Consider the following 14,051-nt stretch of genomic DNA (forward strand, 5'->3'; position numbering starts at 1 on the left):
CCATGCGAAAGTAGGTCACCGCCAGGGCCTTATCCCAAAACCCCCGCCACTCAGTGACGGGGGTTTTTTCTTGCGCGCGAGAAAGACCATCACCCACATCCGCGCCGCCTCTCCAACAGAGCCATGACCCAGCCGCGCGCGGCGAAAAACGACTGGGGACAGTTACATCCCGCCCCATGTAGCTTGCCCAGAAGGCGGCCCGGGTGATCAGGCGTAAGCCTCCAAATGCGTTTGCCAGACTTGGGCGGCTGAGATGACCTCGGCGGTGTGAAGTGTCGTCAGAGCGCCGTCACGGACGACGTGGCGGCCGCCAACCCAGACCTGCCGCACCTGGTGTCTTCCCGCGGCGTAGACGAGCTGGGAATTGGGGTGGTAGAGCGGCTGGGTGTGGGAGTCGCGCAGGTCGAGGGCGACCAGGTCCGCCGACTTGCCGGGCTCGATGGAGCCGATCTCGTCGTCCAGTCCGAGGGCCTTGGCGCCGTTGATGGTCGCCATGCGCAGGGCGTCCGATGCGGGGACCGCCGAGGCCGAGGCGGCGACGCCTTTGCCGAGCAGGGCCGCGGTGCGCATCTCCCCGAGCAGGTTGAGGTCGTTGTTGCTCGCGGCGCCGTCGGTGCCGAGGGCGACATTGACGCCGGCCTCCAGCAGCTTGGCGACCGGGCAGAAGCCACTGGCCAGCTTGAGGTTGGACTCTGGGCAGTGGACGACGTGGGCGCCGGTCTCGGCGAGCCGCTCGATCTCGGCGTCTTCCAGCTGGGTCATGTGGATGGCGACCAGCGAGGGCCCGATGAGTCCGAGCCGATCGAGCCGGCTGATGGGGCGCTCGCCGTGGTCGCGCAGGGACTGCACCACCTCGTCCTGGGTCTCGTGGAGATGGATGTGGATGGGCACGTCCAGCTCGTTGGCCAGGGTGTGGACGCGCTTGAGCGGCTCATCCGACACCGCGTAGGGCGAATGCGGCGCGAAGCCGACCCGGATCAGCGGATGGCTGCGGTACTGGTCCTGCAGCGCCAGCCCCTTGGCGATGTAGGCGTCGGCGGATTCGGCATAGCCAGTGGGGAAGTCGACCACGATCATGCCGATCACGGCGCGCATGCCGGCCTCCGCCGTGACCTGAGCGGTGACCTCGGGATAGAAGTACATGTCGTTGTAGCAGGTGACGCCGCCCCGCAGCATCTCCAGGACCGCCAGGCGCGTGCCGTCGGCCACGAAGTTGGGGTCGACCCAGCGCTTCTCGGTCGGCCAGATGTGATCGTGCAGCCAGGTCATGAGCGGCAGGTCGTCGGCCAGGCCGCGCATCAAGGTCATGGCCGCGTGCGTGTGCGCGTTGACCAGTCCGGGGATGAGGACGTGTCCCGGCAGCTCCACCAGGCGCTCTGCCTCCACGGATCGCTGCGCCTCCGCATAGGGCAGGATGGCGAGGATGCGTCCGTCCGCGATGGCGACGGCGTGATCGGTGAGCTGCCGATTCTCGGGATCCACGGTCAGAATCCACTGTGAGTGCACAAGAAGCTCGGCTTGCATGGCGGGACCTTTGGTTGTGACGTCGAATCAGGGACAATGCGCGGCAACATGCCATAAGGAGCCCTGTATGACCACAGCACTTCCCTCGACTCCCACGCCCGATGACGCCGCGCTTTGGCATCAGGACCGGCTCTACTTGACCGACCAGCGGGTGCTTCCCGAGCGCGCCGAGTTTCTCGGCTACGACCAGGCGGCGGATGTCGCGGATGCGATTCGCGCCATGGTCGTGCGCGGGGCGCCGGCGATCGGGGTGGCTGCTGCCTATGGCGTGGTGCTTGCGGGCCGAGGGGCCTATGCGGCCGCGGAGGAGGGCTGGAAGGCGGCGATCGAGGCCGACCTGGAGCGGCTGGTTGCCTCCAGGCCGACGGCGGTCAATCTCTTCTGGGCGATTCGCCGCATGCGGGGGCGCATCGCCCAGCTCGATACGTCCGATCCGACGGCCGCGCTGCTCGCGGAGGCCATTGCCATCCACGAGGAAGACCGCGCGGCCAACCGGCGTATGGGCGAGCTGGGTGCCGAGCTGATCGGAGGGCCGACCGAGGTCATCACCCACTGCAACGCCGGTGCGATGGCGACTGGCGGTTATGGCACCGCGCTGGGTGTGGTGCGCAGCGCCTTCGCGGCCGGCAAGATCAGCCGGGTCTATGCCGACGAGACGCGGCCGTGGATGCAGGGCGCACGCTTGACGGCCTGGGAGCTGATGCACGACGGTATCCCCGTTACCCTGCAGGCGGACTGCGCCGCGGCGAGCCTCATGGCCGGCGGCACGGTCGGCTGGGTCATCGTCGGGTCCGATCGCATCGCCGCGAACGGCGATGTCGCCAACAAGATCGGGACCTACGGGCTGGCGGTGATGGCCAGGCACCATGGCATCAAGGTCATGGTCGCCGCGCCGACCTCCACGGTGGACATGGAGGTCGCCTCTGGCGCCGAGATCCCCATCGAAGAGCGCGATCCAGCCGAGCTGCTTGGCTGTGGCGGTCGCCGCATCGCCCCAGAGGCCTGCGAGGCGCGCAACCCCGTCTTCGACGTGACGCCAGCCGAGCTGGTCGATGCCATCGTCACCGAGCGCGGCGTCGTGCTCAATCCAACGCTCGAGAAGATGCGGGCCTTGATGGCCTGATTCGCCCTCGCTCCAACCCCCGGGCGATTCCCCGGCTGGCGGTTCGGCTGGGCGCGTCGCCCGCCAGGTCGGCATGGGACGCGAGCGGTCGCTGACCAAGGGGCGCGCGACCGTCGCGCCCCGCCTCATGTTTGGCCTTCCCGCCCCGGAATCTACCCGCCAGCCTTGGCAGATCGGCTTGCGCGCGTTGCGCTTGCGCTGCCGCCGTGCTCTGGGCGAGCCGTCCGGCAGCCATCGTCAGCTCAGCGATTCAGTGCCTAGCGTGGTAGAATCCGAGGGTTATGAGCACGCCGATCGCGGCAATCGCCGCTGCGTGCCGCACCGTAAGCCAAGAGTCGATTAACCACGCCCATGCCAGATTTCGCGAAAGAAGTCCTGCCCATCAATCTCGAGGATGAGATGCGCCAGTCCTACCTGGATTACGCCATGAGCGTGATCGTGGGGCGGGCGCTCCCGGACGTGAGGGACGGCCTCAAGCCGGTCCATCGGCGCGTTCTCTTCTCCATGCACGAGCAGGGCAACGTCTGGAATCGCGCCTACCGTAAATCGGCGCGCGTGGTCGGTGACGTCATGGGTAAATACCACCCGCATGGCGACTCGGCCATCTACGACACCATGGTCCGCATGGCGCAGCCTTTCTCCATGCGCTATCTGCTGGTGGACGGGCAGGGCAACTTCGGCTCGGTCGACGGCGATCCGCCCGCGGCCATGCGCTATACCGAGGTGCGGATGAAGCGCATCTCCGAGGCGCTGCTCGACGATCTCGACAAAGAGACCGTCGACTTCGTCCCGAACTATGACAACACCGAGCACGAGCCCTCGGTCCTGCCGGCGCGTTTCCCCAACCTGCTGGTCAATGGCTCCTCCGGCATCGCGGTCGGCATGGCGACCAATATCCCGCCGCACAATCTGCGCGAGGTCATCGACGCCTGCCTGGCGATCATCGAGAACCCGCTGATCACCATCGAAGAGCTGATCGAGATCGTGCCAGGGCCGGATTTCCCGACCGCCGGCCTGATCAATGGGGTGCGTGGCATCCGCGAGGCCTACCGGACCGGCCGCGGTCGCGTGGTGATGCGCGCGCGGACCACGACGGAGGTCCAGAAGCGCAGCGGGCGCGAGGCCATCGTCGTCACCGAGATCCCCTATCAGGTCAACAAGGCCCGCCTGCTCGAGCGCATCGCCGAGCTGGTTAAGGAAAAGAAGATCGAGGGCATCGCCCAGGACGGGCTGCGCGACGAGTCCGACAAGGACGGCATGCGCATCGTCATCGAGCTGAAGCGCGATGCCTATGCCGAGGTGCTGCTGAACAACCTCTACCAGCACACCCAGATGCAGCAGGTCTTCGGCATCAACATGGTCGCCCTGGTCGACGGTCAGCCGCTGACGCTGAATCTCAAGCAGGTGCTCGAGTACTTCCTGCGTCACCGCCGCGACGTGGTGACCCGCCGCACCCTCTACGAGCTGCGCAAGGCCCGCGATCGCGCGCACGTCTTGGAAGGCTATGCCATCGCGCTGGCCAACATCGACGACGTCATCGAGACCATCAAGACCTCGGCGAGCCCAGCCGAGGCCCGCGAGCGCATCATGACGCGCGCCTGGCCGCCGGGCGCCGTGACCGGCATGCTGGAGCGCGCCGGGGCCGAGCAGACGCGGCCCGAGGATCTCGACCAAGGCTTCGGCCTGACCGACGCCGGCTACAAGCTCAGCGAGCGTCAGGCCAAGGCCATCCTGGACCTGCAGCTCCATCGGCTGACCGGCCTGGAGCAGGAGAAGATCCTCAAGGAGTTCGAGGAGATTCTGGCGATCATCGCCGCACTGCTGCTGATCCTGTCGGACCCCGACCGCCTCATGGAGGTCATCCGCGACGAGCTGATCGCGGTGCGCGAGCAATTCGGCGACGACCGCCGAACAGAGATCCAGATCGATCAAACGGATCTGACCCTGGAAGACCTCATCGCCCCCGAAGACGTCGTGGTGACCCTCTCGCACCAGGGCTACGTCAAGGCGCAGCCGCTGAGCGACTATCAAGCCCAAAGGCGCGGCGGCAAGGGCAGGAGCGCGACCTCCTTCCGCGAAGAGGACTTCATCGATCGCATCTTCGTCGCCAACTCGCACGACACCGTGCTGTGCTTCTCCAGCCGCGGCCGGGTCTATTGGCTCAAGGTCTACGAGCTGCCACAGGCCGGTCGCGGCGCGCGTGGCCGGCCCATGGTCAACCTGCTGCCGCTCGAGCAGGACGAGCGCATCAACGCCGTGCTGCCGGTCCGCGACTATGAGGAAGGCTATTTCGTCTTCATGGCGACCAGCGCCGGCACGGTGAAGAAGACGCCGCTCAAGGACTTCTCCCGTCCGCTCTCGCGCGGCATCATCGCCATCGACCTGCGTGAGGACGAATACCTCATCGGCGTCGCCATCACCGACGGCAAGCAGGACCTCATGCTCTTCACCTCGGCCGGCAAGGCCGTGCGCTTCTCGGAAGAGCATGTGCGGGGCATGGGGCGGACTGCCCACGGCGTGCGCGGCGTCATGCTGCAAGAGGGCCAGCGCGTCATTTCGCTCGTTGTCCCTGAGCCGGGCACCATCCTCAGTGTCACCGAGAACGGCTATGGCAAGCGCACCACGGTGGACCAGTTCCCGACCAAGGGGCGCGGTACCCAGGGCGTCATCGGCATCAGTACCTCGGAGCGCAACGGGGCTCAGGTCGGCGCCGTGCTGGTGCGCCCGGGCGATGAGATCATGCTCATCACCGAGGGCGGCCAACTGATCCGCACCAACGTCGACGAGATCCCGGTCGTCGGCCGCAGCGCGCAGGGCGTGAAGCTGATCAACCTCGCCGAGGGTGAGCGCTTGTGCTACATCGAGCGTGTCGTCGCCTTGGAGAACGGGGAGAACGGGGAGAACGGGGACGCGCCCAGCGATGGCGATGCCTCCGACCCAGACGGCGGTGCCGATCCGGACACCGAGACAGACTAACCAGCAAAGCGAACGGAGAAATCCAGAATGGCTCGCGTCTACAACTTCAGCGCCGGTCCGGCCATGCTGCCGGAGCCTGTCCTGGCCCAGGCCCGCGACGAGATGCTCGACTGGCAAGGCAGCGGCATGTGCGTGGCCGAGATGAGCCACCGCGGCAAGGAGTTCATGTCCATCGCCGCCCAGGCCGAGGCCGATCTGCGCGAGCTGATGAGCATCCCGGACAACTATAAGGTGCTCTTTCTCCAGGGCGGCGCCTCCAGCCAGTTCACGGCCATCCCCATGAACCTGCTCCATGGCGGGGAGAGCGCGGACTACATCAGCACAGGCTCCTGGTCCAAGAAGGCCATCGCCGAGGCGCGCCGCTACTGCGGCGTTCACATCGCCGCGACGACCGAGGACACCAAGTTCACGCGCGCCCCGGCCCAGGCGGAGCTGGATCTCAGTGCCGACGCCTCCTATGTGCACTACACCCCCAACGAGACCATCCAGGGCGTCGAGTTCTCCGATATCCCCGAGACCAACGGCAAGCCCCTGGTCGCCGACATGTCCTCGACCATCCTGTCGCGCCCCATCGATGTCTCCAAGTACGGACTCATCTACGCGGGTGCCCAGAAAAACATCGGTCCGGCCGGCCTGACCATCGTCATCGTCCGCGAAGACCTCATCGGCCAGCCCATCAACGGCACGCCGACCATGCTCGACTACAAGGTCCAGGCGGACAACGACTCCATGTACAACACGCCGCCCACCTATGCCTGGTATCTGGCGGGCCTGGTGTTCCAGTGGCTGAAGGGCAAGGGCGGCCTGTCGGCCATGGGCGAGATCAACGCGCGCAAGGCCAAGCGCCTCTACGACTGCGTGGATGCCTCGAGCTTCTACCAGAATCCGGTGGACCCGACATCGCGCTCCTGGATGAACGTGCCCTTCACGCTCGCGAGCGCGGACCTGGACGAGACCTTCCTGAAGGAGGCGAAGGCCGCCGGACTCACGACCCTAAAGGGGCACAGATCCGTCGGCGGCATGCGCGCGAGCATCTACAACGCTATGCCGGAAGAAGGCGTCGAGGCGCTGGTGTCCTTCATGCACGAGTTCGAGCGCAAGAACGGCTGAATTCAGTGGGCAGTGATCAGTGGTCAGTCGTCAGTTGTGCCCGGCGCCGACCGCTGATGCCCCACCTCAGTCACTGACAACTGTCCATTGAAGACTGACGACTTCTTATGTTCAAAATCCAGACGCTGAACAACATCTCCGTGGCGGGCCTGGAGCGGCTGCCGCGCGATCGTTACGAGGTCGCCTCGGAGATCGCCCATCCGGATGCGATTCTCGTGCGCTCGGCCAAGATGCACGACATGGAGATCCCGGAGACGGTCCAGGCCATCGGTCGCGCTGGGGCAGGGACCAACAACATCCCGGTCGGCGATATGACCGCGCGTGGCGTCGCCGTCTTCAACGCACCCGGCGCCAACGCCAATGCGGTGAAGGAGCTGGTGATCGCCGGCATGCTGCTGTCGGCGCGCAACATTCCGCAGGCCTGGCACTTCGCCCGCGAGCTGAGCGGCGACGATGCCGCGATCAACAAGGCCGTCGAGGCCGGCAAGAAGCAGTTCGCTGGCTTCGAGCTGCCGGGCCGGACCCTGGGTGTCATCGGACTCGGGGCGATCGGCGTGAAGGTCGCCAATGTCGCGCGCGCGCTCGGCATGAAGGTCATCGGCTACGACCCCAGTATCACCGTCAGCCGCGCCTGGCAGTTGGAGCGCGACGTCGAGGCCGCGATCAGCATCGACGATCTGCTCTCGCGCTCGGACTTCGTCACCTTCCATGTGCCCCTGACGGATCAGACCAAGCACATGATCAACGCCGAGCGCATTCGCACCCTGCCCAAGGGCGCCGTGCTGCTGAACTTCTCGCGCGCTGGCATCATCGATGACGATGCCGTGGTGACGGCCCTGGATCAGGGGCACCTCTACGCCTACTGCTGCGACTTCCCGAGCAATCTGCTGAAGGATCATCCCCGCGTCGTGACCCTGCCGCACCTGGGGGCATCGACCAAGGAGGCGGAGGACAACTGCGCCATCATGGTCGCCGATCAGATCAGCGATTTTCTGGAGAATGGCAATGTGACCAACTCGGTCAACTTCCCGGAGATCGTCCTGCCGCGCAACGGCGGATTTCGCATGGCCGTCGTCAACAGCAACGTGCCCAACATGGTCGGCCAGATCTCCACGGATCTTGCCAACGCCGGGCTCAACATCGTCGATATGCTCAACCGCTCGCGCGGCGATGTTGCGGTGACCTTGATCGACGTCGACCAGCGCTGCCCCGAGGAGACCGTCAAGCAGATTCAGTCCATCGAGGGCGTGCTGTCGGTGCGCTGTCTCGGCTGAGCGGGCTGCCGTATGACTAAAGCCACCACCGATGAGGAGGCGCTCGAGGCGGTCCGCAAGAGGATCGACGCCATCGACCAGGAGCTGCTTGCGCTCATCAGCGAGCGTGCCCGTTGTGCGCAGCGGGTCGCGCACATCAAGACCGAGGCGAGCGGGCATTCCGTCCAGTTCTATCGACCGGAGCGCGAGGCCTCCATCCTGCGTCGGATCAAGGAGTCCAATCCGGGTCCGCTGGATGGCGAGGAGGTCGCGCGACTGTTCCGCGAGATCATGTCCGCCTGCCTGGCCTTGGAGCGGCCGCTCAGCGCCGCCTTTCTCGGTCCGGAAGGGACCTTTACTCAGGCGGCGGCCATCAAGCATTTCGGACACGCGGTGGTCACCAAGGCGATGGGGGCCATCGACGAGATCTTTCGCGAGGTGGAGTCGGGCGCCTGCGACTTCGGGGTCGTCCCGGTCGAGAACTCGACCGAGGGCGTCGTCAGCCACACCCTCGATCTCTTCATGGCCTCGCCCTTGATGATCACGGGCGAGGTCTGCCTGCGCATCCACCATCACCTGCTGAGCCATGCCGAGAGCCTGAGCGCCATCCGCACCGTCTACTCCCATCAGCAATCGCTCGCGCAGTGCCGGGAATGGCTCGACCGTAATCTGCCGACGGCCGAGCTCATCGCAGTTGGAAGCAATGCGGAAGCGGCGCGCTTGGCTGCTCAGGAGCCGGAGGCGGCGGCGGTCGCCGGGGCTCAGGCTGCCGAGATCTACGGCCTGAGCGAGCTCGCCGAGCGGATCGAGGACGAGCCGAGCAATACCACCCGTTTTCTCGTCATCGGCAAACAGGACTCGCCCCCGAGCGGGCAGGACAAGACCAGTCTCCTGCTCTCCTGCAAGAACGAGGCGGGCGGACTGCACAGCCTCCTTGCGCCCATGGCGGTTCACGGGATCAGCATGACCCGGATCGAGTCCCGGCCATCGCGGCGGGGTATTTGGGACTATGTGTTCTTCGTCGATATCCTCGGGCATCGCTCCGATCCCAATGTGGCCCACGCGCTGCGAAACCTGGATAAGGATGCGCTCCTCTTCAAGGTGCTGGGGTCTTATCCCATCGCGGTGCTCTGAGCCCGTGGGCGCTGCCGTCGAGCTGTAGGCTGGACAAGCGCAGCGCAGTCCAGCAGCCGCGGTGCGGGTCCGGCGGATTTCGCTCTCGCTCGTCTACCCTAGGGCGGGCGATGCACGGCTGACGATCAACCAAACCTGTGACCTGTTATGAGCCAAGCTGACAACCCCTTTCTGGCCATCGCGGCGCCCTGGATCGCGGGGCTGACGCCCTATGTGCCGGGAAAGCCCGTCTCCGAGCTGGAGCGTGAGCTGGGCATCCAAGATTCCGTCAAGCTGGCGTCGAACGAGAATCCGCTTGGCCCCGGCTCTCGGGCGCGCGCCGCCATGAACCTGGCTCTCGCGGAGCTGGGCAGGTATCCGGATGGCGGCGGCTACGATCTGAGACGCGCGCTCGCGGAGCATCACGGGGTTTCTCCGGCGTCAATCACCGTCGGGAATGGCTCCAATGACGTCCTGGATCTGGTCGCACGCGTCTTCCTGCAGCCAGGTGTCGAGTCCGTCTTCTCCGAGCACGCCTTCGCCGTCTACCCCATCGCGACCCAATCCGTCGGCGCGACGGCACGCGTGGCCAAGGCCCGCGACTACGGCCATGATTTGGATGCGATGGCGGCGCTGGTCACCGACAAGACCCGTGTGGTGTGGATCGCCAATCCGAACAACCCGACCGGGACCTGGCTGACCGCGACCGCGCTCAAGTCCTTCGTCGGCTCGCTGCCGCCCACCTGCATCCTGGTCGTGGACGAGGCCTACACCGAGTACGTCTCGGAGCCGGATTTCCCGGACGCGACCCATTGGATCGAAACCTTCCCGAATCTCATCGTCACGCGCACCTTCTCCAAGGCCCATGGACTGGCTGCGCTGCGAATCGGCTACGGCATTAGCGATCCTAAGCTCGCCGATCTCCTCAATCGGGTGCGACAGCCCTTCAACGTCAACGCCCTGGCCCAGGCCGCGGCGATTGCGGCTATCTCGGACCGCGAGCATGTGCGCGCCTCCGTCGAGCTGAACCGCGCTGGCATTAAGCAGCTGATCGGTGGCTTCGATCGATTGGGTCTGGGCTACATTCCATCCGTCGGCAACTTCGTGACGGTCGACCTGGGCCGTCCCGCCGGTCCGGTCAACGATGCCCTGCTCAAGCGCGGCGTCATCCTGCGCCCGGTCGGCAACTACGGCCTGCCGAATCACCTGCGGATCAGCATCGGGACGGAAGACGAGAATGCCCGTTGCCTCGCGGCCCTGGAGGCCGTGCTGGCCGCATGATCGAGCGGCTCTCTATCATTGGGGTCGGGCTGATTGGCGGCTCGCTCGCGCGTGCGCTGCGGGCGGTCGGGCAGGTGGGAGAGGTGGTCGGCTGCGGCCGTTCTGGGCCGAATCTCGAGAAGGCGGTCGAGCTTGGCGTCATCGACCGCTTCACACATGATCCGGGGGAGGCCGTCGTCGGCGCCGACGTGGTCTTTCTCGCCGTACCTCTGGGCGCGATGCGCGGGGCGCTGTCGGCCATCAAGGACCGGCTGGACGCGAGTGCCGTCATCACGGACGGTGGGAGCGTCAAGGGGAGCGTGGTCGCGGACGCGGTCGCCGCCTTCGGCAAGGTCCCGACACGGCTGGTGCCTGGTCATCCGATTGCGGGCACGGAGTGCAGCGGTGTGGAGGCCTCTTTCGCCGAGCTCTATCGGAATCGCCGTGTGATCCTGACGCCCTTGTCAGAGACGGAGCCGGATGCCCTCAGTCTGGTCAGCCGGATGTGGGAGGCCTGTGGTGCCGAGGTGACGACCATGTCGGTGGGCCATCACGACGAGGTCCTGGCCGCGACCAGCCATCTGCCGCACATGCTGGCCTTCGGCCTAGTGGATGCCCTGGCGCGCATGCGCGAGAACGACGAGATTTTCCGTTACGCCGCCGGCGGTTTCCGCGACTTCACCCGCATCGCCTCCAGCAGTCCCGTCATGTGGCGGGACATCTGCATCGCCAACCGCGAGGCACTGAGCGCCATGCTGGCCCGTTTCGGGATCGAGATGACGGATCTCGCCGAGAGCATTCGGCGCGCCGATGGCGATCATCTGCTCGAGATCTTCGAGCGCGCCAAGGCTGCGCGCGACCGCTACGTCGATCGCGTGAAGTAGAGGCGCGGGGCTCGAGCCGGAAAGGCGCAAAGGGCGCGAAGCTCTGCTTGGCTAGCCAGCCCGCCAAGGCTGCTGTGACCGAGCGCTCCGCTGATTTCTCGCTTCAATCCGGGCGTTTCTCGGCCTTGGCCATGGTGTCGAGGGGCGCGACCAGGGCCGGAAAATCGGCCAGGTTGACGTATTGGATGACGACGTGGCCCTTGGTGTCGCGCCCGATATCGAGTCCACGCTTGGGGTAGAGCCAATGGACGATGCCGGTCTCCGGCTCGGTCAGCTTGCGCGCCGGCTCGCCGAATCTCTGGGTGATGAGGGCATCGTCCAGTCGCGCCTTGGGGAGATAGCTGATACTGCGAATTGGCTGTGAGGCCAACGCCTCGGCGTCGGCTGGGTCCAGCTTCACCTTTTTTCCGCCGCTGCTGAGCTGGCTGATGCGCAGTCCGCGGTCGTACATCGCTTCCAGCCTGGCCTGAGCGACGTCCAGCGTGATGACGAAGTCGGCCCTCAGCCGCTCGAGATAGATCTGGTCGAAATAGGCCTCGACCGCGAATTCGATCGGCTCCTCGACCGTCTTGAACAGATTGAGCTTGCCTTCCTCCTTGAAGACGGCCCGGACTTCGTCAAGCGTCGTCTCGCCGAGCGTGAAACCAAAGATCTGGGTATGGCCGAGCTCGTCCCGATCGATCTGCCAAGGCAGCCTGACGACACCGTCGTCGATGGGATCCGGCATCAGCAGCAGCATGCCGGCGAAGCCCAGGGCCGCGGCCCCTAGGATGGACAAGACCATCTTGCGATCCATGATGTGACGACTCCCGTTGAGGCGAGGGAAGGAGGGGGATCAGGCGAGGATGAGTCCGGCGGCGACGCGGCGCCCTTCGGACATCAGAATATTGTAGGTACGGCAAGCCGCGCCCGTATCCATGACCTCGATGCCGACACCGCGCTCCAGCACCCAAAAATAGACCTCTGGCGGCGGGAAGAACTGCTCCTCGCCAGTGCCGAGCACGATGACCTGGGGATCCAGCGCCAGCACGGTCTCCAGGTGCTCGGGCACCAGGTCCCTGGGGCCGCTGGGCTCCCAGTCTTCGATGATGCGGTCTGGTGCGAGGACCAGGCTTCTGTGAAAACGCCGGCCGCCCACCAGAATGCCCTCAGGTCCGTAGCCCTCGACCAGGTTGCCGCTTGAATCGTCTGCCTCTGCGAATCTCATGTGCTCAACATAACCGATGGCCGGAGACTCGAACAAGCGGGCAGGGAAACGAGCCACTGTGTAGAATTTCGCACCTCGATTCAATCAACCTGCCCGGAACGCCATGACAGTTCGCACCAGATTCGCACCCTCACCAACCGGCTATCTGCACGTTGGAGGCGCCCGCACGGCCCTCTTCTCCTACCTCTATGCCCGCAAGCATGGGGGTCAGTTCGTGCTGCGTATCGAGGATACGGATCTGGAGCGCTCGACCGCGGAGTCGGTGAACGCCATCCTGGAGGGCATGACCTGGCTGGGTCTGGACTACGACGAAGGCCCCTTCTACCAGACCGAGCGATTCGATCGTTACAACCAGGTCATCGAGGAGTTGCTGGAAAAAGGGCTGGCCTACCGCTGCGACTGCCCCAAGGACCGGCTCGAGAAGCTCCGCGTCGATCAGATGGCGCGCAAGATGAAGCCGCGCTATGACGGGCGCTGCCGCAATCGCCAGGTCGATCCGAGCGAGCCGCACGTCATTCGCTTCAAGAATCCGGTCGACGGCGCGGTCGTCGTCGACGATCTCATCCGCGGCCGTGTCCCCTTCAGCAACGCCGAGCTGGACGACCTCATCATCCGCCGCAGCGACGGCTCGCCGACCTACAACCTGACGGTGGTGGTCGACGATGCCGACATGCAGATCACCCACGTCATCCGTGGCGACGATCACCTGAACAACACGCCGCGCCAGATCAATATCCTCAAGGCCCTCGGGTTCGAGCCGCCGCGCTACGCACATGTGCCCATGATCCTGGGCGACGACGGTGCGCGGCTGTCGAAGCGCCATGGTGCGGTGAGCGTGATCGCCTATCGCGATCACGGCTATCTGCCCGAGGCCCTGCTCAATTACCTGGTGCGCCTCGGCTGGTCGCATGGCGATCAGGAGGTCTTCTCGGTCGAGCAGATGATCGAGCTCTTCGATATCGGCGACGTCAACAAGGCCGCGTCCGCCTTCAACAAGGACAAGCTCGACTGGCTCAACCAGCAATATCTCCAGCACGCCGAGCCTGGCCGCATCGCAAGGCTGCTGAGTCCGCACATGGGCAAGCTCGACATCGACCCCTCGACGGGGCCGGACCTCGCGGATGTCGTCAAGGCCCAGGCCGCCCGCGCCAAGACCCTGACCGAGCTGGCCGAGATCAGCGCCTTCTGCTACCAGGATTTCGACGAGTACGACGAGGGCTCGGCCAAGAAGCACCTGCGTCCCGTCGCGCGCGAGGCCTTGGAAAGACTGCGCGCAGCCTTCGAGCTCATGGCCTTCGAGGACTGGACCCCCGAGCAGCTCAAGCACGTCGTCGAGCGCGTCGCCGAGGAGCTGGAGGTCAACATGGGCAAGATCGCTCAGCCGCTGCGCGTGGCCGTCGTCGGCCGCGCCGCATCGCCGGGCATCGACGAGACGCTGATGCTGGTGGGTAAGGACGCGACCTTGCGGCGCATCGACAAGGCGCTCGCCTTCATCGCGGCACGCGCCGCCGCGTCGTCCTGAGGCGTCGAGCGGTACCCTCGAGTCAGGCAATCGGAGCCGCAAAGGCGCAAAGGAGGCGAGGCATTTGAGGGTTTGTCCG

11 protein-coding genes are annotated in these 14,051 nt (G+C 65.6%); 8 read left to right on the forward strand and 3 right to left on the reverse strand.

Annotated elements, in window-relative coordinates:
• Positions 1–207 precede the first annotated feature (207 nt).
• Positions 208–1,524, reverse strand: a complete 1,317-nt coding sequence (locus G3446_RS17955; protein WP_164454214.1) for a TRZ/ATZ family hydrolase — start codon at positions 1,522–1,524, stop codon at positions 208–210.
• A gap of 67 nt (positions 1,525–1,591) precedes the next feature.
• Between G3446_RS17955 and mtnA the strand changes: the two genes are divergently transcribed.
• The 7 genes from mtnA to G3446_RS17990 all read left to right on the forward strand — a co-directional run bounded on the left by mtnA (position 1,592) and on the right by G3446_RS17990 (position 11,243).
• Positions 1,592–2,647, forward strand: coding sequence for an S-methyl-5-thioribose-1-phosphate isomerase (mtnA, locus tag G3446_RS17960; RefSeq protein ID WP_164454215.1), 1,056 nt, complete (start codon positions 1,592–1,594; stop codon positions 2,645–2,647).
• 351 nt (positions 2,648–2,998) lie between these two features.
• Positions 2,999–5,623, forward strand: coding sequence for a DNA gyrase subunit A (gene gyrA / locus G3446_RS17965; protein ID WP_164454216.1), 2,625 nt, complete (start codon positions 2,999–3,001; stop codon positions 5,621–5,623).
• 27 nt (positions 5,624–5,650) lie between these two features.
• Positions 5,651–6,733: a 3-phosphoserine/phosphohydroxythreonine transaminase gene (gene serC, locus G3446_RS17970; protein WP_164454217.1), complete on the forward strand. Its 1,083-nt coding sequence runs from the start codon at positions 5,651–5,653 to the stop codon at positions 6,731–6,733.
• A 107-nt stretch (positions 6,734–6,840) separates the two neighbouring features.
• A complete protein-coding gene (locus tag G3446_RS17975; protein ID WP_164454218.1) occupies positions 6,841–8,007 on the forward strand; it encodes a phosphoglycerate dehydrogenase in 1,167 nt (388 codons plus the stop codon).
• Between the two features lie 12 nt (positions 8,008–8,019).
• Positions 8,020–9,120 carry a prephenate dehydratase gene (pheA, locus tag G3446_RS17980; RefSeq protein WP_164454219.1) on the forward strand — a complete coding sequence of 367 codons (1,101 nt, stop codon included), beginning with the start codon at positions 8,020–8,022 and terminating at the stop codon, positions 9,118–9,120.
• A gap of 147 nt (positions 9,121–9,267) precedes the next feature.
• Positions 9,268–10,380 carry a histidinol-phosphate transaminase gene (hisC, locus tag G3446_RS17985; protein ID WP_164454220.1) on the forward strand — a complete coding sequence of 371 codons (1,113 nt, stop codon included), beginning with the start codon at positions 9,268–9,270 and terminating at the stop codon, positions 10,378–10,380.
• The gene (locus G3446_RS17990; RefSeq protein WP_164454221.1) at positions 10,377–11,243 is read left to right on the forward strand and encodes a prephenate dehydrogenase; all 867 of its coding nucleotides are present in this window, start codon (positions 10,377–10,379) and stop codon (positions 11,241–11,243) included. Before hisC ends, G3446_RS17990 begins: the two co-directional genes overlap by 4 nt.
• A 103-nt stretch (positions 11,244–11,346) precedes the next feature.
• On the opposite strand, the gene G3446_RS17995 is transcribed toward G3446_RS17990, so the two are convergent.
• Entirely contained in the window at positions 11,347–12,039 is a 693-nt protein-coding gene (locus G3446_RS17995; protein WP_164454222.1) for a hypothetical protein, read from the reverse strand.
• Between the two features lie 39 nt (positions 12,040–12,078).
• On the reverse strand, positions 12,079–12,450 hold the full coding sequence (locus G3446_RS18000) for an Mth938-like domain-containing protein (RefSeq protein ID WP_164454223.1): 372 nt from the start codon (positions 12,448–12,450) through the stop codon (positions 12,079–12,081).
• Positions 12,451–12,553: 103 nt separating this feature from the next.
• Between G3446_RS18000 and gltX the strand changes: the two genes are divergently transcribed.
• Positions 12,554–13,972 carry a glutamate--tRNA ligase gene (gene gltX / locus G3446_RS18005; protein WP_164454224.1) on the forward strand — a complete coding sequence of 473 codons (1,419 nt, stop codon included), beginning with the start codon at positions 12,554–12,556 and terminating at the stop codon, positions 13,970–13,972.
• The last annotated feature ends 79 nt before the right edge of the window (positions 13,973–14,051 follow it).

Origin of the sequence: Thiorhodococcus minor (assembly GCF_010820565.1) — a bacterium.
Taxonomy (GTDB): Bacteria; Pseudomonadota; Gammaproteobacteria; order Chromatiales; family Chromatiaceae; genus Thiorhodococcus; species Thiorhodococcus minor.

Excerpts from the sequence above, each read along its gene's own strand:
- G3446_RS17955 (WP_164454214.1), bottom strand. The coding sequence starts at position 1,524 with ATGCAAGCCGAGCTTCTTGTGCACTCACAGTGGATTCTGACCGTGGAT.
- mtnA (WP_164454215.1), top strand. The coding sequence starts at position 1,592 with ATGACCACAGCACTTCCCTCGACTCCCACGCCCGATGACGCCGCGCTT.
- gyrA (WP_164454216.1), top strand. The coding sequence starts at position 2,999 with ATGCCAGATTTCGCGAAAGAAGTCCTGCCCATCAATCTCGAGGATGAG.
- serC (WP_164454217.1), top strand. The coding sequence starts at position 5,651 with ATGGCTCGCGTCTACAACTTCAGCGCCGGTCCGGCCATGCTGCCGGAG.
- G3446_RS17975 (WP_164454218.1), top strand. The coding sequence starts at position 6,841 with ATGTTCAAAATCCAGACGCTGAACAACATCTCCGTGGCGGGCCTGGAG.
- pheA (WP_164454219.1), top strand. The coding sequence starts at position 8,020 with ATGACTAAAGCCACCACCGATGAGGAGGCGCTCGAGGCGGTCCGCAAG.
- hisC (WP_164454220.1), top strand. The coding sequence starts at position 9,268 with ATGAGCCAAGCTGACAACCCCTTTCTGGCCATCGCGGCGCCCTGGATC.
- G3446_RS17990 (WP_164454221.1), top strand. The coding sequence starts at position 10,377 with ATGATCGAGCGGCTCTCTATCATTGGGGTCGGGCTGATTGGCGGCTCG.
- G3446_RS17995 (WP_164454222.1), bottom strand. The coding sequence starts at position 12,039 with ATGGATCGCAAGATGGTCTTGTCCATCCTAGGGGCCGCGGCCCTGGGC.
- G3446_RS18000 (WP_164454223.1), bottom strand. The coding sequence starts at position 12,450 with ATGAGATTCGCAGAGGCAGACGATTCAAGCGGCAACCTGGTCGAGGGC.
- gltX (WP_164454224.1), top strand. The coding sequence starts at position 12,554 with ATGACAGTTCGCACCAGATTCGCACCCTCACCAACCGGCTATCTGCAC.